At 60.6% G+C, this 23,274-nt stretch carries 20 protein-coding genes and 2 pseudogenes; 12 read left to right on the top strand and 10 right to left on the bottom strand.

Features of this window, described 5'->3' with window-relative positions:
* Nucleotides 1–231: 231 nt before the first annotated feature.
* Nucleotides 232–867 carry a ribosome biogenesis GTP-binding protein YihA/YsxC gene (gene yihA / locus IFT99_RS03880; RefSeq protein ID WP_065987940.1) on the bottom strand — a complete coding sequence of 212 codons (636 nt, stop codon included), beginning with the start codon at nucleotides 865–867 and terminating at the stop codon, nucleotides 232–234.
* A 232-nt stretch (nucleotides 868–1,099) separates the two neighbouring features.
* On the opposite strand from yihA, the gene IFT99_RS03875 reads away from it, so the two are divergent.
* The 6 genes from IFT99_RS03875 to IFT99_RS03850 all read left to right on the top strand — a co-directional run bounded on the left by IFT99_RS03875 (nucleotide 1,100) and on the right by IFT99_RS03850 (nucleotide 8,113).
* Complete coding sequence (locus IFT99_RS03875) at nucleotides 1,100–1,717, top strand: c-type cytochrome (protein WP_192130551.1); 618 nt, start codon at nucleotides 1,100–1,102, stop codon at nucleotides 1,715–1,717.
* Nucleotides 1,718–1,908: 191 nt separating this feature from the next.
* The gene (locus tag IFT99_RS03870; RefSeq protein ID WP_037017094.1) at nucleotides 1,909–2,550 is read left to right on the top strand and encodes a thiol:disulfide interchange protein DsbA/DsbL; all 642 of its coding nucleotides are present in this window, start codon (nucleotides 1,909–1,911) and stop codon (nucleotides 2,548–2,550) included.
* Nucleotides 2,551–2,559: 9 nt separating this feature from the next.
* Entirely contained in the window at nucleotides 2,560–3,441 is an 882-nt protein-coding gene (locus IFT99_RS03865) for an endonuclease/exonuclease/phosphatase family protein (RefSeq protein WP_192130550.1), read from the top strand.
* Nucleotides 3,438–5,525, top strand: coding sequence for a GGDEF domain-containing protein (locus tag IFT99_RS03860; protein ID WP_192130549.1), 2,088 nt, complete (start codon nucleotides 3,438–3,440; stop codon nucleotides 5,523–5,525). The genes IFT99_RS03865 and IFT99_RS03860 overlap by 4 nt, the downstream gene beginning before the upstream one ends.
* A 100-nt stretch (nucleotides 5,526–5,625) precedes the next feature.
* Nucleotides 5,626–6,402: an N-acetylmuramoyl-L-alanine amidase gene (locus tag IFT99_RS03855; protein WP_192130548.1), complete on the top strand. Its 777-nt coding sequence runs from the start codon at nucleotides 5,626–5,628 to the stop codon at nucleotides 6,400–6,402.
* Nucleotides 6,403–6,493: 91 nt separating this feature from the next.
* The gene (locus IFT99_RS03850) at nucleotides 6,494–8,113 is read left to right on the top strand and encodes an EAL domain-containing protein (protein ID WP_192130547.1); all 1,620 of its coding nucleotides are present in this window, start codon (nucleotides 6,494–6,496) and stop codon (nucleotides 8,111–8,113) included.
* Between the two features lie 15 nt (nucleotides 8,114–8,128).
* Here IFT99_RS03850 and IFT99_RS26640 read toward each other — a convergent pair.
* The 3 genes and pseudogenes from IFT99_RS26640 to algB all read right to left on the bottom strand — a co-directional run.
* Nucleotides 8,129–8,437: pseudogene (locus IFT99_RS26640) on the bottom strand (sensor histidine kinase); the annotation flags it as partial.
* A gap of 77 nt (nucleotides 8,438–8,514) precedes the next feature.
* A pseudogene (locus IFT99_RS03845) lies at nucleotides 8,515–9,916 on the bottom strand (KinB sensor domain-containing domain); the annotation flags it as partial.
* A gap of 10 nt (nucleotides 9,917–9,926) precedes the next feature.
* Complete coding sequence (algB, locus tag IFT99_RS03840; protein WP_065987926.1) at nucleotides 9,927–11,273, bottom strand: sigma-54-dependent response regulator transcription factor AlgB; 1,347 nt, start codon at nucleotides 11,271–11,273, stop codon at nucleotides 9,927–9,929.
* 255 nt (nucleotides 11,274–11,528) lie between these two features.
* Between algB and IFT99_RS03835 the strand changes: the two genes are divergently transcribed.
* The 6 genes from IFT99_RS03835 to IFT99_RS03810 all read left to right on the top strand — a co-directional run bounded on the left by IFT99_RS03835 (nucleotide 11,529) and on the right by IFT99_RS03810 (nucleotide 17,029).
* The gene (locus IFT99_RS03835) at nucleotides 11,529–12,383 is read left to right on the top strand and encodes a BON domain-containing protein (RefSeq protein ID WP_192130545.1); all 855 of its coding nucleotides are present in this window, start codon (nucleotides 11,529–11,531) and stop codon (nucleotides 12,381–12,383) included.
* 272 nt (nucleotides 12,384–12,655) lie between these two features.
* Nucleotides 12,656–12,940 (top strand): hypothetical protein, encoded by a 285-nt coding sequence (locus IFT99_RS03830; RefSeq protein ID WP_192130544.1) that lies wholly within the window; start codon nucleotides 12,656–12,658, stop codon nucleotides 12,938–12,940.
* Between the two features lie 88 nt (nucleotides 12,941–13,028).
* Entirely contained in the window at nucleotides 13,029–13,193 is a 165-nt protein-coding gene (locus tag IFT99_RS03825; protein ID WP_002555679.1) for a DUF1328 domain-containing protein, read from the top strand.
* A 2-nt stretch (nucleotides 13,194–13,195) separates the two neighbouring features.
* Nucleotides 13,196–13,663, top strand: a complete 468-nt coding sequence (locus IFT99_RS03820) for an inhibitor of vertebrate lysozyme family protein (RefSeq protein ID WP_192130543.1) — start codon at nucleotides 13,196–13,198, stop codon at nucleotides 13,661–13,663.
* Nucleotides 13,664–14,361: 698 nt separating this feature from the next.
* Entirely contained in the window at nucleotides 14,362–15,693 is a 1,332-nt protein-coding gene (gene gltP / locus IFT99_RS03815) for a glutamate/aspartate:proton symporter GltP (RefSeq protein WP_065987919.1), read from the top strand.
* Between the two features lie 97 nt (nucleotides 15,694–15,790).
* Nucleotides 15,791–17,029, top strand: coding sequence for a nucleoside recognition domain-containing protein (locus IFT99_RS03810; protein WP_065987917.1), 1,239 nt, complete (start codon nucleotides 15,791–15,793; stop codon nucleotides 17,027–17,029).
* On the opposite strand, the gene IFT99_RS03805 is transcribed toward IFT99_RS03810, so the two are convergent.
* From IFT99_RS03805 to IFT99_RS03780, 6 genes are all read right to left on the bottom strand, one after another.
* A complete protein-coding gene (locus tag IFT99_RS03805; protein WP_192130542.1) occupies nucleotides 17,002–17,640 on the bottom strand; it encodes an ABC-type transport auxiliary lipoprotein family protein in 639 nt (212 codons plus the stop codon). The two genes, IFT99_RS03810 and IFT99_RS03805, sit on opposite strands and share 28 nt — an antisense overlap.
* Nucleotides 17,637–18,575: an MlaD family protein gene (locus IFT99_RS03800; RefSeq protein ID WP_192130994.1), complete on the bottom strand. Its 939-nt coding sequence runs from the start codon at nucleotides 18,573–18,575 to the stop codon at nucleotides 17,637–17,639. Before IFT99_RS03800 ends, IFT99_RS03805 begins: the two co-directional genes overlap by 4 nt.
* The gene (locus tag IFT99_RS03795; RefSeq protein ID WP_192130541.1) at nucleotides 18,575–19,381 is read right to left on the bottom strand and encodes an ATP-binding cassette domain-containing protein; all 807 of its coding nucleotides are present in this window, start codon (nucleotides 19,379–19,381) and stop codon (nucleotides 18,575–18,577) included. Before IFT99_RS03795 ends, IFT99_RS03800 begins: the two co-directional genes overlap by 1 nt.
* The gene (locus IFT99_RS03790; protein ID WP_446731115.1) at nucleotides 19,378–20,547 is read right to left on the bottom strand and encodes an MlaE family lipid ABC transporter permease subunit; all 1,170 of its coding nucleotides are present in this window, start codon (nucleotides 20,545–20,547) and stop codon (nucleotides 19,378–19,380) included. Before IFT99_RS03790 ends, IFT99_RS03795 begins: the two co-directional genes overlap by 4 nt.
* Before the next feature lie 10 nt (nucleotides 20,548–20,557).
* Complete coding sequence (locus IFT99_RS03785) at nucleotides 20,558–21,733, bottom strand: DUF5924 family protein (RefSeq protein ID WP_192130540.1); 1,176 nt, start codon at nucleotides 21,731–21,733, stop codon at nucleotides 20,558–20,560.
* A gap of 105 nt (nucleotides 21,734–21,838) precedes the next feature.
* The gene (locus tag IFT99_RS03780; protein WP_192130539.1) at nucleotides 21,839–23,221 is read right to left on the bottom strand and encodes a M16 family metallopeptidase; all 1,383 of its coding nucleotides are present in this window, start codon (nucleotides 23,219–23,221) and stop codon (nucleotides 21,839–21,841) included.
* Nucleotides 23,222–23,274: the final 53 nt, after the last annotated feature.

Genomic DNA, 23,274 nt, shown 5'->3' with positions numbered 1-23,274 from the left:
TGTCATTCCGATTCTGTTCGGAATCGGAACTGCGGCATCCATAAAATTTCCGCCGCTTTTGAACTTCGGCGGACAAACTCCGGTCTGAGTTTGCGAATGGCTGACGTAGCCATTCATGCTCCTATGTTGTGTTAAGTGTTGGCAGATATCCGGATCCCTCCCGAGAGGTCTGGACTTGGACCCCGAACTTCCCCTCCCCACATGAAGTCCGGGGTTTTTTTTGCCTGCGATTCAGGCCGCCGGTGCCTTGTCTTCCAGCTCCATCCAGTCGGCCAGCACGGTATAAGCCTCTTCCAGGCCCATGCGCTTGGGTGCCGAAAACAGCTGGATGGTAATGGCGTCACCCCAACCCCGATGGATTTCCGACTGGACCTTGAGCAGGGTGTTCTTCGCCGCGCCGAAGGTCAGCTTGTCGGCTTTGGTCAGCAAAATGTGCATCGGCATGCCGCTGGCGATGGCCCAGTCCAGCATCAGCAGATCGAAGTCCGTCATCGGGTGGCGGATGTCCATCATCAGGATCAACCCCTTCAGACTTTCACGGCCGCCCAGATAGGCTTCCAGGTGGCGCTGCCAGTGCAACTTCAGCGGAATCGGCACCTTCGCGTAACCGTAGCCCGGCAAGTCGACCAGGCGGCGGTCGTCATCCAGGCTAAAGAAGTTCAGCAACTGGGTACGCCCCGGGGTTTTCGAGGTGCGCGCCAGACTTGCATGGGTCAGGGTGTTCAACGCGCTGGATTTGCCAGCGTTGGAGCGGCCGGCGAAGGCGACTTCAAAGCCTTCGTCATCCGGGCATTGGTCGACTTTGGCAGCGCTGAGCATGAACTTGGCTTGTTGGCACAGGCCGAGAATTGGGTTCTTGAGTTGCATGGGATATCCGGTGAGGGCGTTGCGGCGTGCGCGGCAACGGGGTGTCGTTTTCCGTTCAATGGGCGCGAGTATATAATGCCGCAGATTTCATGTGTGCCTTGTCCGACCCCGGCGAGGGCATTGCCGAAGCGAAACCCCCATGGCGCGTAACCTCAGACCCACAAATACAGGCCGCCCCCCCCCAAGACAGTTAGCCCTGAAGGCGACCCTCTCAGCCGCATCGGATCAACCCATGAACGCATTTCTCTCGAGTATGCTGTTGACCCTGAGCCTGAATGGCTTGGCGCAGGCCGCTGACTCGCCAGTGGGCGACCCGGTCGCCGGGCAAGCAAAGACGGCTGTCTGCGGCGCTTGTCACGGACCCGATGGCAATAGCCTGGTGCCCATCTTCCCGAAGCTCGCCAGCCAGGGCGAGCGGTATCTGCTCAAGCAACTGCACGACATCAAGGACGGGAAGCGGGTTGTGCTGGAAATGACCGGCCAGCTGAACCCGCTCACCGATCAGGACCTGGCCGACATCGCCGCTTATTACGCCGGCCAGAAAGGCAGCGTCGGCACTGCCGATCCCGATCTCGTCGCGCCTGGTGAAGCGCTGTTTCGCGGCGGCAAGCTCGATCAGGGCATGCCGGCCTGCATCGGCTGCCATTCACCAAACGGCGCGGGCATTGCAACGGCAGGCTTTCCGCACCTGAGCGGGCAGCACGCCGAGTACATCAAGAAACAGCTCACAGCGTTCCGCAAAGGTGACCGCATCAATGACGGCGACACCCTGGTCATGCGCACCATCGCCGCAAAGCTGAACGATAAGGATATCGAGGCGCTGGCGGCGTACATTCAAGGGCTGCATTGAGCGTCTGGCGCGCGATCCTGACGGACACGGGTGGTAAAACAAATTGCCGGCAGACCTGCCCGGACGGGCCAAAAAGGGTAGCGAACGGCTGCCCTTTTTTGTGGCCGCAGGCGTTACACTTGCGAACTCATATCACCTCGGCCGGTCGAACCGCGGCCACCGAAGTGACCTTCCATGCCCAGGAGTTAAGCATGCGTAATCTGATTCTCAGCGCCGCTCTGATTTTTACCAGCCTGTTCGGTTTGACCGCTCAAGCAGCAGAGCCCATCGAAGCCGGCAAGCAATACGTCGAGCTGAAAAGCGCTGTTCCTGTTTCCGAGCCGGGCAAGATCGAAGTCGTCGAAATGTTCTGGTACGGCTGCCCGCACTGCTACGCCTTCGAGCCCGTCATCAATCCATGGGCTGAAAAACTTCCCGCTGACGTGCACTTCATCCGCGTCCCCGCCATGTTCGGCGGCCCTTGGGACGCTCATGGCCAGCTATTCATTACCCTCGACACCATGGGCGTAGAGAAGAAAGTCCACACCGCCGTGTTCGACGCCATTCAGAAAGGCGGCAAGCGTCTGACCGACCCGAATGACATGGCCGAGTTCGTCGCCACCCAGGGCGTCGACAAGACCAAGTTCCTCGAAACCTTCAACTCGTTCGCTGTGAAGGGCAAGATCGCCCAATACAAGGAACTGGCCAAGAAGTACGAAATCACGGGCGTCCCGACCATGATCGTCAACGGCAAGTACCGCTTTGACCTCGGCACTGCCGGTGGTCCGGAGCAGGCGCTGCAAGTGGCCGATCAGCTGATCGCCAAAGAACGCGCGACGCTGACCGCCAAGTAAGGGCTGACCATGGCGCGCTGGGGAACTACTGAACGGGTCGTTGCCCGGCACACGCCGAAGGTCAACGAGCATCATCTTCACGAGACGGGCCTGCCGGCCGACGGTCGGCTTCGCCTGCTCAGCTTCAACATCCAGGTGGGCAACAGCACCGAACGCTACCGGCACTACCTGACCCGGGGCTGGCAGCATCTGCTGCCCCACAACGGTCGAGCCGGGAACCTGCAGAAAATCGGCGATCTGCTGCGTGACTATGATCTGGTCGCGTTGCAGGAAGCCGATGGTGGCAGCCTGCGCTCGGGCTACATCAATCAGGTCGAACACCTCGCCCAGCTCGGTTCGTTTCCGTACTGGCACCAGCAACTCAATCGAAACCTCGGGCGCCTCGCCCAGCACAGCAATGGCGTGCTCAGCCGTTTGCGTCCGTGGGACATCGAAGACCATCCGCTACCGGGCCCGGCCGGGCGTGGCGCCATTCTCGTTCGTTTCGGCGAAGGCCCGGATGCACTGGTCGTGGTGGTGATGCATCTGGCACTGGGCGCACGGACCCGCACACGGCAGCTGGCGTACATTCGCGAGCTGATTGGCGGCTATCGGCATCAGGTGCTGATGGGCGACATGAACACCCACGCCAATGACCTGCTGCAAACCTCGCCACTGCGCGATCTCGGCTTGCTTGCACCCCAGGTTGAGGCGACTTTCCCCAGCTGGCGTCCCCAACGATGCCTGGACCACATCCTCCTGAGCCCGACCCTGACCCTTGAAAAAGTGCAGGTGCTGGCCCAGCCCATTTCCGATCATCTGCCCGTCGCGGTGGAGATTCGCTTGCCGGCCTCATTATTCGGTGACTCGCTGCCGATAACAAGCACATCTCCTCGCGGACCTGTGGAATGACCGACGAAGCGCAGCGCTGGAAAGAAAAGTACCTCAAGAGCATCGAGCAGCAAGACAAACTGGAGCGGCGCTGGAATGCGCGGCTCGACTTGCTGCGTCGAGGCCTCGTGCGCAGCAGCCTGGCGGCCGAAGGTGCCGACAAGGCCGTTGATGCATGCATGAAGGAAATGCGTGAGATTGTTCGCAAGGACGACATGGACGCAGGCCTGGCCGCCTTGATTCCGCGCCTGGAAAAAGCGGTGCTGGAATCCGAGCAGCGTCGCGAGCAGCGCGTCGAGCAAATGGGCACGGCGTTGACGTCGTTGGTCGCGCAACTGCAGGCATTGCCGTTGCCGAAGGACGTCAGCAAGCCGCTCAAGCGATTCGCCAAGGGCCTGGAAGATCGCATCAATCAGGCCCGTGAGCTGCCGCTGCTGTTAAGCGAGTTGAGCGGACTTCAAGGGCAGGCGCTGTCGCAGATCGAACACCCGGATGAAGCGTCCCGTCCGGGTTTTCTGCAGCGATTGTTCGGCAGTCACCGTGAGGCTGGCAGCGAAGGTGATGATTCAGCCCCGTTGGCCCATCCAGTTAACGAACCGGCCGAGTTGACGCTGCGGGCTTCTGACGATGCGCCGCAGCATTCAGCCGCCATGCCGGAGGTTGCCCCAGACAACACCGAACTGGAGGCGGAACTTCGCAGCACCGTCCCGCCGGTTCCCCAGCCTGTCGCCCAAGAGCCTGAGTGCGCCATCCCGACGCCCCACCCGGAAGTTGCTGCCCAGCCGGTAATGTCCGAGCCCGAGCCCGAGCCGGCCCAGCCAGACGAAGAACCCGAGGCGCCGCTCCACGCCGCTGACGTCCCGCAGCCCTCCGCCGCCGAGTCTTCACACGAAGAAGCTTCCGAGCCTGCGGCTGAAGCGCCCGCTCCGGACCCTGACGAGACTGCTGAAGTCATCGTCATTGCCGACGACATCGATATCCTCGCTGAAGACGACGAGCCTGATGAGACCGCCGCCGAAGAAGACAGCCCCTACGCGTTGCCCTCCTCGCCCGAGCCAAGTTACAGCTCGGTCGCCGCCCACATCGAAGAAACGCTACTGGGCCTGCTCGACGAACTGACGCTGCCCGAACACCATCGTGCGCAAGCCGATGCCATGCGCGCCCGGCTTGAGCATGGGCTGAACTGGTACGAACTGCTGCCGATCCTCGACGACCTTGCTGTGCTGATGCTCGCCGTCACTGACAGCGGCCAGCATGAATTCGAGGCCTATCTCAAACAGCTCAATGAGCGGCTTGAGTCGTTCCAGAGTGGCTTGCTGGCAGCCAGCGAAAACCATGCCGATCAGCAATCGGCGTCACGGCAACTGGACCATCAACTGCGCGAGCACGTCGATGACCTGCAAATCAGCGTGCAGCAGGCGGCCGATCTCGACAGCTTGAAGCAGGTGCTGGAGAGGCGCCTCGAAGGGCTGATTGGCACCATGGATCATCATCAGCAGCAACGCGATCAACGCGAGCAGGAAGTCGCTACCCGCCTGCAAGCGCTCTCCAGTCGCGTGGCCACCATGGAGCAGGAGGCGCTGGGCTTCCGGGTTCATCTGGAAGAGCAACGGCAAAAGGCCCTGATCGATACGTTGACAGGCCTGCCAAACCGCGCGGCATGGAACGAGCGGCTGGAGCAAGAGATCGACCAGCTGCAGCGTAAGCAATCAAGCCTGCTGCTCGGCATCCTCGACCTGGATCACTTCAAGCGTATCAACGACGGCTACGGGCATCTGGCGGGTGACAAGGTGCTGAAGATCATCGCCGGGCAACTGCGAAAGCGATTGCGGGCTTCGGACTTCATTGCGCGATTTGGCGGGGAAGAGTTCGTGCTCCTGCTGCCGACCACGCCGATGGATGAGGGGTTGGCGCTGCTGGAGCGTCTGCGCGAAGGCATCGAACAGTGCCCGTTTCACTTCAAGGGCGAGCGGGTGACGGTCACGGTGTCCATGGGCATCACGGCGTTCTCCCAGGGTGAGCGCAGTGATGTTGTGCTCAAGCGTGCTGACCAGGCGCTGTACCGCGCCAAGGACGAGGGGCGAAACCGCATCGAGCAGGGCTGAGACGGTTCGTCTGGTTGGCTGCGTGGGGATGATGCATTTTTGAATGCGTCACCGACGTTACGTTACACTGTTGCATTATTTGCCTACACGTCGTGCCCCCATGAAGTCTATTTCTGCCCTGTTTCTGTTGTTGCTGCTGAGCGCTTGCAGCAGCGGTCCGAAGATCGATACCAGCCATCCTTCCGTCAATTTCGACAGTCGCGTGCAGTTTGTGGTGGTCCATTACACCTCTGCCTCCCTCGATCGGTCGTTGGCATTACTGACCCACGGTGAGGTCAGCGCGCATTACCTGATCGGCGACGGTCCAGCCACCACCTACAAGCTGGTCGACGAATCCCAGCGCGCGTGGCATGCCGGCGAAAGCGAATGGGACGGGCGCACCTGGCTCAACTCAAGCAGCATCGGCATCGAGATCGTCAATCCGGGCTACCGCGACACGCCCACCGGCCGGCTTTGGTATCCCTATAGCGAGGCGCAGATTCAAGCGCTGATCGTGCTGCTCAAAGACATCGTCAAACGCAATCACATCGAACCGCGCCACGTCATTGGCCACAGTGACATCGCGCCGCTGCGCAAGCTCGATCCGGGCCCGTTGTTCCCTTGGAAGCGGCTGGCCCGGGAAGGTCTGGGAATCTGGCCGGATGAACAGCAAGTCGCACAGCGTCAGACGCAGCTGATGGGCGTCGTGCCAAATATCGTGTGGTTTCAGCAGCAATTGGCGCTGCTGGGTTACCCGACGCCGCAGACCGGAGAGCTGGACATTGCGACACGTCACACGCTGGCTGCGTTCCAGATGCACTACCGACCACAGAAATTTGACGGTGAGCCGGATCTGCAAAGTGCGGCTATTCTGCAAGTACTTAACTTCAAGCACTAAATTCCGCTAATGTCGCTTTTTTCCGGGCTATTGCTGCGCTTGTTGCTATACCTCAGTGGTTATGGAAATCCCACCCTCTGGATGACTGTCGATGCTCACGGCGACGCCGCGACTGCGCTCTTTCCTTTATCGTCCCTGGCTTCTGGCATTAATGGCCGCGCTGTTAAGCGCGGCCATCCTGCTGGCGGGCAGCTTCGGGCTGGCGATGCATCAGGCCCGGCAGGACGAACGTGCGCAGATGAATGCTCAGGGCGAGCGCTTTCTGGTGCGGCTGGAGCAGTTGTTTGGCCAGTTGAGGGCCGGGCTCGATCAGCTTGAAGCGCAATCGTTGCGCGGATGCAGCCCTGAGATGATCGGGCAGTTGCGTCAGGTGAACTCGCGCTACCGTTTTATCTACGAAGCGGCGTACGTCAGCGAAAGCCAGTTCTGCTCCAGCTGGACGCGGCAGAGCCTGATTGGCAAGCCCAGGCCACCGGACATTCGCGGCCCTACCTACGACTACTGGCTCAACACCTCCACCCAGCCTGACGACAACCTGGCTTCATTGATGCTTGGGCGCGGGGAGTTTCGTGTGTCCACCTCCCGCGGCCATTTGACTGACGTCGTCGACCTGCCGGCGGGCGGCAGTCTGGTGGTGGTGCTCGATCGCGGGTCCAAAGCAGTCCCGGTCCTGGGCCCCGCTCAGGCATGGCCGCCCACACCGGAATGGTCGCCGACCTCCACCGAAACGCTGATGACCACTCAGGACAAACTCGTCTACCGGATGCCGACCCAGAGCCCGGAGTATCAACTGGTCCTGATAACGCCGCGCAGTGCCTTGCAACAGAAGATCACCGGTGCGTGGTGGCTGCTGGTCCCGGCCAGTCTGTTGATTTCATTGTTCATCGGCATTCTCGTTCTGCAACTGGTGCGTCAGCGTCAGTCGCTGGGCGGTGAGCTGCATGGAGCACTGCGCCGCGGCGAGCTGAAGGTTTTGTATCAGCCCATTTTCGACCTCAATACCCGGCTGTGCGTGGGCGCTGAGGCCCTGGTGCGCTGGCGTCGACCGGACGGCACGCTGACCAGCCCTGACCTCTTTATCCCGCTGGCGGAAAACACCGGGCAGATCCGCCAGATCACCGACTTCGTGCTTCAGCAGTTGCTTGAACAGTTGGGCCATCTGTTACGCGCCAATCCGCACCTGTACGTATCGGTCAATCTGGCGGCGTGCGACGTCATGGCCCCACGCATCGGTCGGGTGACGGCGAAGCTTCTGGCGTTGCACCGGGTAGCGCCTCGGCAGATCGCGTTTGAAGTCACCGAGCGCGGTTTGGTGGACGTGGTGGTCGCCCGCAACCATCTACAGGCGCTGCGTGATCGGGGCCATCAGGTGCTGATCGATGATTTCGGCACCGGCTATTGCAGCCTGGCCTATCTGCAGACATTGCCGGTGGATTGCCTGAAAATCGACAAAGCGTTCATTGACGCCCTCGGTCACGATGCCGCCAGCAGTGGCGTGGCGCCGCACATCATTCGCATGGCCCATGCGCTGCAACTGCGGGTGATCGCCGAAGGCATCGAGTTTGAGTCCCAGGCGATGCTGCTGAAAAGCGAAGGGGTGATTTACGGCCAAGGCTGGCTGTTCGCACGGCCGCTGAGCGCGACCAAGTTCACCGAACTGGTCACCGGGGGCAGGCGCAGCGCCGGGCGTCGTGCGGATGATGTGGCCTAGTCCAGCGAGACCGTATTACAGCGGCAGCGCCATGTAAAACTGCGTGCTTTGCCCCGGTCGGGAGTAAACGCCCATGCGTCCGCCGTGCAACTGAACGATTTCCTTGCACAACGCCAGCCCCAGGCCTGCGCCGCCTTTCTTGCGTCCAACCTGAACGAACGGCTCGAAGATCCGGGCCTGCTGGCCGTAGGCAATGCCCTCGCCGTTGTCTTCCACGCTGATGATCAAGCGCTCCCCATGACGCCTTGCCTGCAGGCGGATCAGGCCGGATTTCGGGGTATGGCGCAGGGCGTTATCAAGCAGATTATCGAGCACCCGGTCGAGCTGCGATTTGTCCGCCTGTACCCGTGGCAGCGGCTCTTGGGTTTCCAATAGCACCATGACGTCCTGGTCGTGGGCGGTGTCGGCGAAGCGCTGACGCGCCGACTCGAGCAATTCACTGATATCACAGGGCTCGAGTGCCAGCTTTTGCAGACCGTTCTGATAGCGCGAGAAGTTGAGCAGGTCGTTGATCAGCTGCATCAGCCGCTGCATTTCTTCGTTAACGGTGTCGAGCAGGTCCTTCTCGCGCGAGTCCGGCGGGAAATGCACGCGTTCCTGAAGCAGGCCGAAGGCCATGTGCATGCCGGTGACGGGCGTGCGCAACTCATGGGAGGCCCGTAGCACGAACTCACTGCGCACGCGCTCGAACGCCCGCTGTTCGGTGACGTCGTGCAGCACCATCACGGCGCCGACGATGTGCCCTTTGGTGTGGCTGACCGGCGTGAGGCTATAGGTGAGCAGACGAACTTCGCCGTCGATCTCGATGGATAGGTCATCGGGCGCCCGTTCCAGCGTGCCACCGCGCAATACCAGGTAAAGCTGTTCGTCCAGTTCGGGACGTTGCAGCGCTTCGCCAAGACCCTGGCCCAGACGACTTTCTTCCCAGCCCAACTGCCGTTGCGCAACCGGGTTCAGGTGTTCAAGCCGCCCCTGGCGGTCGATCATCAGCAAGCCGTCGTCGATGCTGTCCAGCACCGCCTGCAGACGCTGCTGACCGGCGAGCAACTCATCGACGTTGGTTTTCTGATGTTGGCGCAGGGCGTCGGCCATCATGCCGAAACGGTGAGTGAGCAGATTCATTTCGTCAGATGAGGACGTGGGCAGCGTGACGTCGAAATCACCCTGGGCAATCCGGTCCGCCGCCTTGGCCAACTGCTCGATGGGGCCGCCGAAACGCCGGGCGATGCCGTGGGCGGTGACGAAACCGATAACCAGCACTGCCAGCCCCACCAATCCCAGCAACGCCGAGACCCAGAGCGCTCGCGATCTTGAGGCGCTTTCTGCCTGGCTGATGTTCTCAAGCGCCTGGCGGTGGGCGTCTAGCAGACCATTGCGCAACGTGTTAAACGCCTCGGTCACAGCCTCATCGTCGCGGATCGCGTCACCATGTGCGCTGGACTGCTCGATGGTTTTGACGAAGCGGGCGTAGTTCACCCGGGCGGTTTCGAACCCGCTGGGAACGCCGGTTTGCTGATCATGTTCGATGCCCTGATCAAGCAGGTTCTGGAACTGCTCCTGATTGCGCTTGATATCCGCCTGATCAGGGCTTTCCTGAAGCAGCAGGACCAACTGATCGCCCAGGTTCTGTCGCAGCTTCAGGCCGATATCGAGTGTGGTGAAGTTGTGCCGAATCGACGATTCCTGAGATTTGGCCATCTGCATAACGCTGACGAGCCCCAGCACCAACCCTAAGAGGGCGACGGTGATGAGGGCCGAAATACTCAGAAAGAGTCGGGTGCGCAACTTCATCGCAAACATCATCGGCGCCCTGTCACAGGTTGTACTGCTTACGTTTTCGGTACAGCGTCGATGCGTCGATGCCCAGTGTGCGTGCGGCTTGATCCAGCGTATCGCTGGTGGCCAGTACCGCGCCGATGTGGGCTTTCTCCAGCTCATCAAGGCTCAACGCTGCGCCGACGCGCGGGGCATTGTTGGCTGGCTGTTCGGCCATGCCGAGGTGGGTGATTTCGACTTTTTCCTGCGGGCAGATAATGCTCGCCCGCTCGATCACGTTGCGCAGCTCGCGGATGTTGCCGGGCCAGCGGTAGTTGAGCAGCGCGCTGCGGGCCTGCTCGCTGAAGCCGCGCGCCGGGCGGCTGTATTCCTTGACGAAGCGCGCCAGGAAGCGGTCTGCCAGCGTCAGGATGTCTTCGCTTCGCTCGCGCAAAGGGGGCAGATTCAGGGTAATCACGTTCAGGCGATACAACAGATCCTCGCGGAAGCGCCCTTCGCGGACCATGTCTTCGAGGTTCAGGTTAGTCGCCGCCAAAATGCGCACGTCAGCGCGACGGGTCACCGGGTCACCGACGCGTTCATATTCCTTGTCCTGAATGAAACGCAGCAATTTTGGCTGCAGCGTGAGCGGGAAGTCGCCGATTTCATCAAGGAACAATGTGCCGCCGTCTGCCTGATTCACCCGACCGAGTGTGCTCTCGCTGGCACCGGTGAAGGCGCCGCGGCTATGGCCGAACAGCTCGCTTTCCATCAGCTCGGCGGTGAGGGATGGGCAGTTGATGGTCACGCAGGCCTTTTTGGCGCGCTTGCTCCAGCCGTGAATCGCCCGGGCCAATTCGCCCTTACCCGTACCGGATTCACCGAGAATAAGGATGTTGGCGTCGGTGTTGGCGACCTGGCGGGCGGTTTCGAGGATCGCCATCATCGACGGGCTGTGGGAATCCAGGCCGTCTTTTGGTTTGCGAACTTCGCCTTCAAGGGCTTCAAGTCGCGCGGACAACTGGCGGACTTCGAGCTGCTTGGCGGTGGCGAGGCGCAGTTGATCCGGACTGCAGGGCTTGACCAGATAATCGGCAGCGCCGGCCTGGATCGCATCCACGGCGGTGTCGACGGCCGAGTGCGCGGTGACAATCACCACGCGCATCCAGGGCGCCTGCACGCGCATTTGCGCCAGAACATCCAGCCCGTTGTCCTCACCCAGACGCAGGTCGAGGAAACATACGTCGAATACCTGACGCTGCAACAGCGATTCCGCCTGCGCCGCGCTGTTGGCGGTGGCTACGCTGTAGCCTTCATCTTCCAGGCAATAACGGAAGGTGCGAAGGATGGCGGACTCATCATCCACGAGCAGAATACGGCCCTGATTCTCAGCGGCTGCTTCCATGTTTCCTACGCTCCTCAATGAATAGTCTGTGTTAGTCCCGGAAACATCGGGCAAGTTGCATGGTTCATTCTGATTGATTCTTTGCGCTGCATGGTAGCGATCTTCTGAAAAAGCCGTCATGCGCTGATCCATGACAGCTCATGTCCCCAGTGGTCAACACGGATCCTTGTTCAGGCAAAATCAGGCCACGCCGAACATCTGGGCGAAAGACCAGTCTGTCCAGGGGTACCTTTTTGCAATTGTCTGGAGATTCCCATGCCCACGTTGAAGAAGATCGCCCTGGCCATTACCACTGCCAGCCTGCTCGGACTGACGCCCGTCATCGCCCACGCAGCAGCCGCCGATCTGCAGACCCAGCTGGCCGAGGCGCGCCAGGAGGGTTCGATCTGGACCGCCTTTGCCCTTAACCGGCATTTGAGCCCGTTCAAGATCAGCGTGGACGTGGAACAAGGCACTGCGATCCTCAAGGGAAAGGTCGAGAACCAGGTCGACAAGGATCTGGCGGCGCAGATAGCGGGCGACATTCAGGGAATCAACAAGGTCGATAACCAGCTTGAGATCGACCCGCAGGTCGCTGCCGATCCGGGCACCAAAGCCACCATGGCTCAGCGCTTCGACGACGCGACGCTGACTGCAACCATCAAATCCAAGCTGCTGTGGAACAGCGTGACGGAGGCGTTGAATATCGACGTCAGCGCCGCCCAGGGGGTCGTCACCCTCAAGGGCCAGGCGAAAGACGCGGAGGCCAAGCTGTTGGCCGGAAGCCTGGCCACCAACACGGACGGCGTGACGGAGGTGAACAACCTTATCAGCGTCAGCGCGCGGGATACTCAGGCGATCAAGGAGCAAAGCGAGCAGCAGGCCAACAGTGTTCGCGAAGAGTTCAGCGACGCATGGATCACCAGCAAGGTGAAATCCAGTCTTATATATAGCCGCACTCTCGACGGTTTGAACATCAAGGTTGAGACCAAAAACGGTGTAGTGACGCTGGACGGTGTGGTGGCTAACTACGCCGAGAAGGAATTGGCGGTCGAGATCGCGCGCAACATCCGCGGGGTCAAAGGCGTAGACGCCGACACTCTGCGCGTGACAGCGCGCAGTGCGGGTTAGAGCGTTGCACGGCGGCCGAACGACGGATGTCAGAACATAATTCGCATCCGGAATGAATTCGGTCGCACACGTGGTGTCGGGACATTCGTGCATTCCGCACGATGGCAAATGTTCAATCGTGCAGCTTGCGTGTACGACACTTCTGAGTAGGCAATTTAACTCATTGATTTATAAGGATTAATTGATTATCTGAAAGCTGGCACACAGCGTGCAATATCCCTGATAACAAAGGCCCGGACAGACGGCCGACAAGATTGCCAGGAGTCAGCTGAATGAACGCTCAACATCTCGCCAACAAACTGCGTATCTCCCCTCTGCATTTGCAGCAAGGTCTGTTTGCCAGTCTGGCGTTGATGATTACGCTCATTGTTGTGCAGCAGTTCAATCACTGGAATCAGAATCATGAAGTGACTCAAGCGCACTACTCCCACGCCTACACCGCACCCTTTGCCAAGGCAAGTGCGTTGAAGGCCTCGGATGTGGCCCTGAGCATGCAAGTTGATGACGCGGCCGCTACTACTGATGAAGCGCCACGTCAGCAAAGCTGGGTTTTCTGATCCTCCGGGTCGAAGACGCGATCTACCCCGAGGGTCATCCCGACGCCTCGACGTAGCAAAAAATCAATAAACAGTAAGGAGATTCACCATGTTGAGTTGGGCAATCACATTTCTGATCATCGCTATCGTTGCAGCCGTCCTTGGTTTTGGTGGTATCGCAGGTACTGCTACCGGTATTGCCAAGATCCTGTTCGTGGTCTTCCTGGTTATGTTCGTGGTGTCGTTCTTCTTTGGCCGTCGCGGCCGAGGCTAAATATGGGCTTCAAGCATTTCCATGCACTAATACTGGCGCTCCTTGGGAGCGCCAGCGTTACAGCTATGGCGGCCAACGACGGTCAATCTCGGGTGAACGAGCTTTTGAGCTCGGATTCCGAGTACCGCGAAACGTGGTCGAGCGTAGTGAAGAAGGAAGAGCGACTGCCCGATTGGGTGATCAATCTCTCCGGTTCCGCTGAGCAGATGAATGCCGTGACCGAAGACGGCGACAAGTACTTGGTAGGGCCGCTCTGCGAAACCCAGGACACTTGCCGCACCAAGCGACTCATCGTGGCGTTCAGCCTGAACAAGTCCCATGCGTACGCGATGTTGGTCGAAGTGCCTGCGGGACTTCCCGCGGACAAATCACCCACGCGCCATGCGGACTACCGGTTTTTGGGCAAGCCGGATGAAGGCATGCAAGGCCTTCTGAAAGAACAGCTCAAGAAAGATCCGAACTGGTATTGATTCGAATGACGGGAGACCTGTCCCTGACAGACCTTCCTGATAGACGCGCAGCCCGAAGACGGTGCGCGTATGACCAAGGGGCCGGGGCGTTACGATCAACGGAGTGATTGAAGCGTCCTAGGTGTACAAGGAGTACTCCCACGCGTGGGCCGGGTCAGGCAAGCCGCAACACAGGTCCATCGTCCGATACGGTCTTAGCCTCTATCGACCGTGGACTTGTGAGGCGCAAACGATCGCTATTCCCTCCAAAGTCGCCCGCCCTCAAGCGTCCTACATAGCCTCTTCCACGTTTCCTACGACCGTATATCGCCCGGAAATCCCTCTTTTGAACGGCTGTCTGCCGTCCGTGCGCAATCCCTACCCTCGCCACAAAACCGTAAGCGAATCCGCTGCAGGCGACGTATTAGCCACTTCTCAGCATTCCTGTGTCAGGCAAATCCGCCCTCTTTTGGCGCAATGCAGCGTAAGTGATTGATTTTCATCATGCCGATTCGGCATGGGGTAGTCGTTTACGGCATTAGACGATGGCGGTCACCGTGGGAATAGTTGCGCCTTTTTCGCCTGCTCAGAGCTCGGATGCTCGCCTGCGGCCACTCACGAGACAGTCCTGACGGCGACCGCGGCGTCGCGCTTGCTGGCAAGCGCAATGATGAACGTGTGGTTGGGGGATGTCCCGGCATCGACAACAAGGTAATGACATGAAGAAGGCAAAACTGAGCCTCGCCTGGCAGATCCTCATCGGCCTGGTACTCGGCATCGCCATTGGCGCCGTTCTGAACCATTTCAGCACCGAGAAAGCCTGGTGGATCAGCAACGTGCTGCAGCCAGCGGGCGACATCTTTATCCGCCTGATCAAGATGATCGTTATCCCGATTGTGATCTCATCCCTGGTCGTCGGCATCGCAGGCGTTGGCGACGCCAAGAAGCTCGGCCGTATCGGTCTGAAGACCATTCTCTATTTTGAAATCGTCACCACGATTGCCATTGTCGTCGGTTTGCTGCTGGCCAACGTCTTCCATCCCGGCACTGGCATCGACATGAGCACCCTGGGCACGGTGGACATCTCGCAGTACCAGAAGACCACCGCTGAAGTGCAGCATGACCATGCCTTCGTTGCGACGATCCTCAACCTCATTCCGTCGAACATTTTCGCGGCGGTTGCCCGTGGCGACATGCTGCCGATCATCTTCTTCTCGGTGTTCTTCGGGCTGGGTCTGTCGAGCCTGAATGCCGAAGTGCGGGATCCGCTGGTGAAGGTCTTCCAGGGTGTTTCGGAGACCATGTTCAAGGTCACCCACATGATCATGAACTACGCGCCAATCGGCGTATTCGCGCTGATCGCCGTGACCGTCGCCAACTTTGGCTTCGCCTCGCTGCTGCCGTTGGCCAAGCTGGTGATTCTGGTGTACGTCGCCATCGCCTTCTTTGCCTTCGTGGTGCTGGGCCTGATTGCGCGCCTGTTCGGCTTCTCGGTGCTCAAGCTGATGCGCATCTTCAAAGACGAACTGGTGCTGGCCTACTCCACCGCCAGCTCCGAAACCGTGCTGCCGCGCGTGATCGAGAAGATGGAGGCGTACGGCGCGCCCAAAGCCATCAGCAGCTTCGTGGTGCCCACCGGCTACTCGTTCAACCTCGACGGTTCGACGCTGTATCAAAGCATCGCAGCGCTGTTCATCGCGCAGCTGTACGGCATTGATCTGTCGATCGGCCAGCAATTGATGCTCGTCCTGACCCTGATGGTGACCTCCAAAGGCATCGCCGGTGTGCCGGGCGTATCGTTTGTCGTGCTCCTGGCAACCCTGGGTAGCGTGGGCATTCCGCTGGAAGGCCTGGCGTTCATTGCCGGCGTCGACCGCATCATGGACATGGCGCGCACAGCGCTGAACGTGATCGGCAACGCACTGGCTGTGTTGGTGATCTCGCGCTGGGAAGGCATGTACGACGACGCCAAAGGCGAGCGCTACTGGAACTCCCTGCCACACTGGCGTGGCAAGGACCCTCTGCCGGCGGGTCAATCGACGGTCGAGTAATCACTGTCTGGCGTGAATCATCAAACCCTGGCCCCGGCCGGGGTTTGTTGTTTCTGCCCCCGCCGTTATCATCGCCGCATCTTGCGAGGGGATTTGTATGCTGAACGGCCTATGGCTTGGGTTTTTCGTGGTCGCGGCGATATCTGCGCTGGCGCAATGGCTGGTCGGGGGCAATGCCGGCGTTTTTGCCGCCATGGTCGAGAGCATCTTCGCCATGGCCAAGTTGTCGGTGGAAGTCATGGTGCTGTTGTTCGGCACCCTGACCCTGTGGCTGGGCTTTCTCAACATCGCCGAAAAGGCCGGGATCGTCGACTGGCTGGGCAAGGTTCTGGCGCCGCTGTTTCATCGCCTGATGCCCGAAGTGCCGCGCGGCCACCCGGCGCTGGGCCTGATCACCCTCAACTTCGCCGCCAACGCGCTGGGTCTGGACAACGCCGCCACGCCCATCGGCCTCAAGGCCATGCGCTCGCTGCAAGAGCTCAATCCCAGCAAGACCATCGCCAGCAATGCGCAGATCCTCTTTCTGGTGCTCAACGCCTCTTCGCTGACGCTGCTGCCCGTGACCATCTTCATGTACCGCGCTCAGCAAGGCGCGGCTGACCCCACCATGGTGTTCTTGCCGATCCTGCTCGCCACCAGCGCCTCGACGCTGGTCGGTCTGCTGTCAGTGGCGTTCATGCAGCGCCTCAAGTTGTGGGACCCGGTGGTGCTCGCCTACCTGATCCCCGGCGCGTTGCTGCTGGGCGGCTTCATGGCCGTACTGGCCGGGTTGTCTGCCGCTGCGCTGTCGAGCCTGTCGTCGGTGCTGGGCAACGTGACGCTGTTCGGCATCATCATGCTGTTCCTGGTGGTTGGCGCGCTTCGCAAGGTGAAGGTGTACGAAACCTTCGTTGAGGGCGCGAAGGAAGGCTTCGACGTCGCCAAGAACCTGCTGCCCTATCTGGTCGCGATGCTCTGCGCCGTCGGCGTGCTGCGCGCATCGGGCGCGCTGGATTTGATTCTTGAGGGGATTCGTCACGGAATTCAATGGATGGGCATGGACACCCGATTCGTCGATGCGCTGCCCACCGCTCTGGTCAAGCCGTTCTCCGGCAGTGCGGCACGGGCGATGCTGATCGAGACCATGAAAACCCAAGGTGTCGACAGCTTCCCGGCCCTCGTCGCGGCGACCATTCAAGGCAGCACGGAAACCACGTTCTATGTGCTGGCGGTGTATTTCGGCGCGGTGGGCATCCAGCGCGCGCGACACGCTGTGGGCTGCGCGCTGCTGGCGGAATTCGCCGGTGTGGTCGCTGCGATTGCCGTCTGCTATTGGTTCTTCGGCTCGGCGGTGTAACGCCTCTCGCCCTGCTCGACGGTCCACTGCAACACTTGGGCGGCCAGGGTATCGCTGGCCTGGCCGAACGCCGAGACCACCGCCGGCACCTGCTTGTCGGCCACCGGCTGATGCACTTCAAAACGCCGGCTCGCCACAATCCGCTGGCGATCGTCGGCCAGCCGCGCATCAAGGCGAATTACCACTTCAATGGCGGCCCTGCGATACTCGCTCTGAAATGCCTGCAGCTCCCCGCCCAATTCATAATCAGCCTGCAGATTGCTGTCGTCAGTGCTGATCGACAGCACTCGCCCATCGCGATAGAAAGCATCGGTCAGTCGGTTGCGCAACAGGACCGGCGCCGGATCACTCCAGCGCGCGCCCTTGTAGCTGCTGATCACATTGCCCTGGGGGATGACGGCGATGCGCGGGCTGTCCAGTGTCTCGCTGGACTTGGGCCGTACCACCCGCAAGGACCACGCCACGGGGGAGGTCCCTTTGCTGGCAGGCAATGCCGTTGGCAACCGGTAGACGTCTGAAGGCGCTTGCTCGGGGAGGATCGAGCAGGCGCCGAGCGACAACAGCGTTGCCGCCAACAACAGCCGAGTAATGGATTGACCGACACGCCTCATGGCTCGAACTCCTTATTCTTCTCGTTGCCCAGCAAGTAGCCGCTCGGGTTGGCATTCAGGCTGCGCGAAATGGTTTTCAAAGAGCCAAGGGTTTCACGCAGTTCGCGAATCGCCGGGCCCAGTTCGCCCAGCCCTTGCAGCCCCTCGTTCACCGAATTCTGGTTGTTCTTGAGCAACAAATTGATGGTATTGCTGCTCTGTTCGAGGGACTTCATCGCCTCTTGTGCGCTGGCGATGGTTTGCCTGCCATCGCTGGTCAGCAACTGGTTGGCGTTGCGCATCAGCGTAGAGGTTTGCTCCAGGGTCGCGCCGGCCTGCTTGCTCAGCAGCGTCATCTGCTTCAAGGCCTGACGAATGTCGTCGCGCTGATCTGAGATCGCTCCAGTGGTTTGCTCCAGATGCTGCAACGTGCGCGACAGCGTCTCCACGTTATTCGAAGAAAACATCGCGTTGGCGTTATGCAGCAATGTGTTGGTGCCGCTGAGCAAGTCGTCGCTGTCGTTCAACAGGCGGGAGATGGGCGACGGCGAGGCGATGATCACTGGCAGGTTGCCGCCCTCGCCTTTCAGCGCCTCGCTTTGCGGTGTGCCGCCGCTGAGCTGGATAAGCGATGTACCGGTGATGCCGGCCAGTGCCAGTTTTGCGTAGGTGTCACGCTTGATCGGGGTTTCCCCGGCAACACGGATCTGCGCCAGCACCCGGCGCGGGTCCTGGGGATCGAGGCGTAACTGCACGACGTCACCGACCTTGATACCGCTGTACTGCACCGGACTGCCGCGAGACAAACCGGTCACCGCCTCGTTGAAGACAACCTGATAGTCCTTGAAGGCCGAGTCGACGCTGGATTTCGCCAGCCACAGACCGAACAGCAGTGCGGCGGCGACCACGATGACCGTGAACAGACCGATCAGAACGTGATGGGCGCGGGTTTCCATCATGAGACCTCGTGTGGGTAAGTGGCCGCTGAATAGGCCGAGCGGCCGCGCGGGCCATGGAAGTATTCGTGAATCCACGGGTCTTTGGTCGCAGACACCCTGTCGATGCTGTCCGCGACCAGTACACGCTTCTGCGCCAGCACGGCGACGCGGTCGGTGATTGTATAAAGCGTGTCGAGGTCGTGGGTGACCATGAACACGCTCAGTCCCAAGGCGTCGCGCAGCGTCAGGATCAACTGGTCAAACGCGCCGGCGCCGATCGGATCGAGCCCGGCAGTGGGTTCGTCCAGAAACAGAATGTCCGGATCCAGCGCCAGTGCTCGCGCCAGCGCCGCGCGCTTGATCATGCCACCGGAGAGCGACGCGGGGTATTTATGAGCCGCTGACAGCGGCAGTCCGGCCAGCGCCATTTTGATCCCGGCCAGATGCTCGGCTTCCTCGCGGCTCAGCCCGGCGTGTTCAATCAGGGGCAGCGCGACGTTCTCGGTGATGGTCAGCGACGAGAACAGCGCGCCCTTCTGAAACAGCACACCGAAACGTCGTTCCACCTGTGAGCGCGCGTTGTCGGGCAGATTCAGCAAATCCTGACCCAGCACACGGACACGTCCTGCGTCGGGTCTCTGCAGCCCGACAATGCTGCGCAGTAACACCGACTTGCCGGCGCCGGAGCCGCCCACCACGCCAAGGATCTCTCCGCGATACAGATCCAGATCGAGGTTCTCGTGCACCACTTGCGGGCCGAAGCGATTGCTCAGGCCGCGAACCTCAATCACCGTCTCGACGGGTTGTACGCAGCGGCGGGTCACCAGCCAATCTCCATGCAGAACATCGCGACCAAGGCGTCCAGCACGATGACCACGAAAATGGACTGCACCACGCTCGAGGTCGTGTGAGCCCCGACCGATTCGGCGCTGCCCTCGACCTTGAAGCCTTCCAGGCACCCAATGGCGGCGATGAAGAACGCAAATATCGGCGCTTTGGCGATACCTACGAGGAAGTGCTGCACGCCGATGTCGGCCTGCATCAACGACAGAAACATCGCCGGCGAGATGCCCAGCGACAACGCGCAGACCACGCCGCCACCGACAATGCCGCAGATCATCGCGAGGAAGGTCAGCATGGGCAGCGAGATGAGCAACGCAAGCACGCGGGGCAGCACCAGAAGCTCTGTAGGACTCAGCCCCAGGGTTTGCAGCGCATCCAGCTCCTCGTTGGCTTTCATCGAGCCGATCTGCGCGGTGAATGCGCTGGCCGTACGACCGGCGAGCAGGATGGCGGTCAGCAACACGGCGAATTCCCGCAGGAATGAGAAGCCGATCAGGTCAACGGTGAAAATCGTCGCGCCAAAAGCCTTTAGCACCGTGGCGCCGAGAAAGGCCACCACGGCGCCAACCATGAACGTCAGCAGCGCCACAATGGGCGCTGCGTCCAGACCGATTTGCTCGATGTGGGCGATAACGGATGTGGTGCGCCAGCGCCGAGGGCGAAACAGCGTGGAAGCGAAGGTCTGCAGGATGAGCCCGATGAAGCCGAGCAGTTGCAGCGTATCCTTCCAGATCACCTCCACCGCCGCGCCAATTCGCGCCAGCAGCTGCATGCCCACGGCCGCCTCTGGCTCTCGGACGGGCCGGCAGTAGTCAGCCAGTGCGCTCTGGATGGTCTGCATCAGCGCGCGGCTGGACTCCGGCAGATTGGGCGCTTGCACGGCCAGCAAACGCAGGCGCTGCACGCCGAGGAGCTCTACCAGCAACGACGCGCCAGCGGTGTCTAGCGCGCCGAGCTCATCCATGTCCACGAGGGTGGTTGGGCCGAATCCGGCGCTTAATGCGTCGGTCTGGCGCTTGAGTTCGAGGTAATGCGCGAGCGTCCAGTCTCCGGCGATCCGCAGCTGAGCCGGATTGCTCGAAGTGTCCATCAACACGCGCCCTGGATCCTTGGGCGCGGAGGAAGCCTGCGTGGTCAGTGGGGTCATAGCGACGAGCTTAGTTGGTTTTGGCCGGGGCAGACGTGCTCTCGGCTGGCGCGCTGTCCGCGGGTTTTTTCGCGTCCGAGTCATCCGGAGCCGCAGCGTCGGTGCCTGGCTTCAGGCCTGCCGGCTTTATCTTGTTTCGAGTGACGGCCGGCTGGTCGCGCTCAGTGACGTCGAAGCGCAGCACACCGATCATCTGCCCGTCCTCAGTGAGCACCCTCACCTGCCATTTGCCGAGCACGTCCGGCGGGAAATTCTGCTTGTGCGTCCAGGCCCGATAGCCTTCCTCACGGCCGCCCTTGATGTCTAGAGCAATACGCTCCACTTCCTCGCCGTTGTGGCGCCACACGTGATAAATCCGTTCGTTCAGGCCGCGCGGGGCGTTGATCGATGTGTAGGCGTAGAGCCCGGCGCTGCGCAGCTGGTTGACGCCGATCTCCTGAATGCTCTCGCCAGGGGTTCGATTCTGGTTATCGAAGCGCGTGCTGATCGCCGCCTCGGTCAGCCATAGGGTCGCCGGCGGTACCCAGAATCGTGCCATCCAGCCTACCCCTCCGATCGCCAGCGTCATCGCCACCAGGCCAACGCCGCGTTTCCAGCTGTTGATCGGATAACCCGACGCCAGGCTCGGGAACGACAGCAGCATCGCAATACCCAGCGCCAGCTTGTAGCTCTCGGCGGTGGTCAGGTGAACGATGATCGGCAGCGCCGTGAGCAATGCGGCAAACAGCGTCAGGGTATGCAGCGCCATGAACGCCCAACGGCGCGGGGCCAGCCATTTGTAATACAGCGGGTCGATGATCGAAATCAGTCCTGCAGCCCCGAGCAGCCCCGTGAACGCCAGCTGTCCGCTGTACCACGTGGTCGTCACGAAAAAGAACGGCAGCACGAAAAACAGGCTTTCCTGGTGGATCATCTGGGTGGCGTAGCGCAACAGCGGCTGCGGTATCTCTCGCTTGAACATCTTCGCGAACAGGGCGACGGCGCTGTTTTCCACCATCAGCCAGATCCAGCTCACCAGCAGAATGACCGCAATCCATGTGGCCAGCTTCGCCTGTCGATCCACCAGAATGAAGCTGCCAATGCCTGAACAGAACCCGAAGAACGCAATCAGCCCGGGGTAGCGCTTGATGAACTCCAGCACGCGCTGGACCAGCGAGTGGTGAATGATTGCGTTAATGTCCGGCATCGTGGCGCGTCGCTCTTAGGTGTGGGTCTGGATCTGGGTGAATAAAAATAACCAAAATTGGACGGCGCCCACCGCGACGAAATCTTTGAGCGTCACGCGCCTCGCTTATAGTGGCCGCTTCTTGTAAACCCGCCACCGCCAGAGAATCAGCGGGGCCACTAGCGCCGTCAGCAGGCATCCGACAGCGTACAGCTCATCGTAGCTGAGCAGTGGCTCTTCAACGCGAAGATACCCGGGTTGCGCCAGCAGTTGACGCATCGCCTGATTGGCCAGATCCAGGCTTACACCACGGGTCCGCCTGGCCGGGTCCTGGAATCGACCATCGTCGTAATCATTCAACGCACCCCAGTAGTAGTCGGCCAGCGCGCTATTGCCCTGAACCGCCCAGGCCTGCCTGGCAATGGATGCCTGCTGCAGCCGCGCAAAGGTCGCCGGGTCCATGCCTTCCTTGCGCAGCCGCTGGAGCATCGAACGCACGGCGGCGGTGGCCGAATCGACGTCTTCGCGGTTCAGGTCGGCGTTGAGGCTGAGAAAACCGGTATCCCCGAACGCTTCGCGATCAGCCCATGGACCGTAGGAATAACCCTTGTCCAGACGCAGTTCGCTGTACAGCGCCCAGTCCAGATAAGCCTTCACCAGATCCCAGGTTTCATCGTGCTGCTCGCCCATGTCCGGCTCGGGGAACAGCAGATGCAGCTTCGCGCCATCGCCCAACGCGCCGCGGATCAGCGTCCGCTCAGGCTCGGCCTTTTCGGTCATCGAGCGAAGCGGCGGATGTTCGGTTGGATCGACCGCATTAAGCTGGCCGAAGGTGCGTTCCAGATACGCCGGCAGCAACTTGTCGAGTTCGCCCACGATGATCAGCGTCATGTTGTTGGAGGCGTACCAGTTGTCGTGGATATGCTCGACTTGCTCCAGCGTGAGGTGATCAACCTCGGCCCGCTCCGGGCATTTGAGGCCGAGCTCCACGGCAAGCTGGCTGCTAGCGCTGTGGCCCAGATCGCGTTTGTCCAGCCAGCGTTGCAAATGCGAATAATGGCCACCGTCTTCACGGGCGACGATGCGCTTGGCAGTGTCCAGATTGGCCTGATTGATTTGCGTGTGGGTCAGCAGATTGAGAAGAAGATCGAGCACCTTGCGCTGGTTTTGCGCCGGCGCCTCGATGACAAACGTGGTGTCGGTGTTGCTGGTGAACGCGTTCCACTCGCCGCCCAGTGCCTGCATCTGCTGCTCAAGGCCGCCCTCACCGCTGTTGTCGATCCCGCTGAAAAGCAGATGCTCAAGCAAGTGCGGCAACTCTTTGTCTTCGCATTTGAAGTCATCGAAGCCAATGCCCACAACGAGACGAATAGAGACGTGACCTTTGTCCGCAGGCTTGAGCAGCAACTGCAAACCGTTGGGCAGCACGTAGCCCTCGACCTGAAACCGGTCAAGGGCCATGGAAGAAAGGGATGTCAGAACCAGACAAACGAACAGCAGGCAACGCATAAAAACGGGCTTCCTTGCGGGCCGGTATGTGTAACAGACTTCGCAGCGGCCCC

Source organism: Pseudomonas sp. CFBP 8772 (assembly GCF_014841665.1).
In the GTDB taxonomy this organism is placed as follows: domain Bacteria; phylum Pseudomonadota; class Gammaproteobacteria; order Pseudomonadales; family Pseudomonadaceae; genus Aquipseudomonas; species Aquipseudomonas graminis_B.
The sequence above is the reverse complement of the archived record's forward strand: the minus strand, read 5'-3'. Positions and strand labels throughout refer to the sequence as shown.

What these genes read in the sequence shown, in the direction of transcription:
- yihA (WP_065987940.1), bottom strand. Translation starts at nt 867, where the DNA reads ATGCAACTCAAGAACCCAATTCTCGGCCTGTGCCAACAAGCCAAGTTC.
- IFT99_RS03875 (WP_192130551.1), top strand. Translation starts at nt 1,100, where the DNA reads ATGAACGCATTTCTCTCGAGTATGCTGTTGACCCTGAGCCTGAATGGC.
- IFT99_RS03870 (WP_037017094.1), top strand. Translation starts at nt 1,909, where the DNA reads ATGCGTAATCTGATTCTCAGCGCCGCTCTGATTTTTACCAGCCTGTTC.
- IFT99_RS03865 (WP_192130550.1), top strand. Translation starts at nt 2,560, where the DNA reads ATGGCGCGCTGGGGAACTACTGAACGGGTCGTTGCCCGGCACACGCCG.
- IFT99_RS03860 (WP_192130549.1), top strand. Translation starts at nt 3,438, where the DNA reads ATGACCGACGAAGCGCAGCGCTGGAAAGAAAAGTACCTCAAGAGCATC.
- IFT99_RS03855 (WP_192130548.1), top strand. Translation starts at nt 5,626, where the DNA reads ATGAAGTCTATTTCTGCCCTGTTTCTGTTGTTGCTGCTGAGCGCTTGC.
- IFT99_RS03850 (WP_192130547.1), top strand. Translation starts at nt 6,494, where the DNA reads ATGCTCACGGCGACGCCGCGACTGCGCTCTTTCCTTTATCGTCCCTGG.
- algB (WP_065987926.1), bottom strand. Translation starts at nt 11,273, where the DNA reads ATGGAAGCAGCCGCTGAGAATCAGGGCCGTATTCTGCTCGTGGATGAT.
- IFT99_RS03835 (WP_192130545.1), top strand. Translation starts at nt 11,529, where the DNA reads ATGCCCACGTTGAAGAAGATCGCCCTGGCCATTACCACTGCCAGCCTG.
- IFT99_RS03830 (WP_192130544.1), top strand. Translation starts at nt 12,656, where the DNA reads ATGAACGCTCAACATCTCGCCAACAAACTGCGTATCTCCCCTCTGCAT.
- IFT99_RS03825 (WP_002555679.1), top strand. Translation starts at nt 13,029, where the DNA reads ATGTTGAGTTGGGCAATCACATTTCTGATCATCGCTATCGTTGCAGCC.
- IFT99_RS03820 (WP_192130543.1), top strand. Translation starts at nt 13,196, where the DNA reads ATGGGCTTCAAGCATTTCCATGCACTAATACTGGCGCTCCTTGGGAGC.
- gltP (WP_065987919.1), top strand. Translation starts at nt 14,362, where the DNA reads ATGAAGAAGGCAAAACTGAGCCTCGCCTGGCAGATCCTCATCGGCCTG.
- IFT99_RS03810 (WP_065987917.1), top strand. Translation starts at nt 15,791, where the DNA reads ATGCTGAACGGCCTATGGCTTGGGTTTTTCGTGGTCGCGGCGATATCT.
- IFT99_RS03805 (WP_192130542.1), bottom strand. Translation starts at nt 17,640, where the DNA reads ATGAGGCGTGTCGGTCAATCCATTACTCGGCTGTTGTTGGCGGCAACG.
- IFT99_RS03800 (WP_192130994.1), bottom strand. Translation starts at nt 18,575, where the DNA reads ATGGAAACCCGCGCCCATCACGTTCTGATCGGTCTGTTCACGGTCATC.
- IFT99_RS03790 (WP_446731115.1), bottom strand. Translation starts at nt 20,547, where the DNA reads ATGACCCCACTGACCACGCAGGCTTCCTCCGCGCCCAAGGATCCAGGG.
- IFT99_RS03785 (WP_192130540.1), bottom strand. Translation starts at nt 21,733, where the DNA reads ATGCCGGACATTAACGCAATCATTCACCACTCGCTGGTCCAGCGCGTG.
- IFT99_RS03780 (WP_192130539.1), bottom strand. Translation starts at nt 23,221, where the DNA reads ATGCGTTGCCTGCTGTTCGTTTGTCTGGTTCTGACATCCCTTTCTTCC.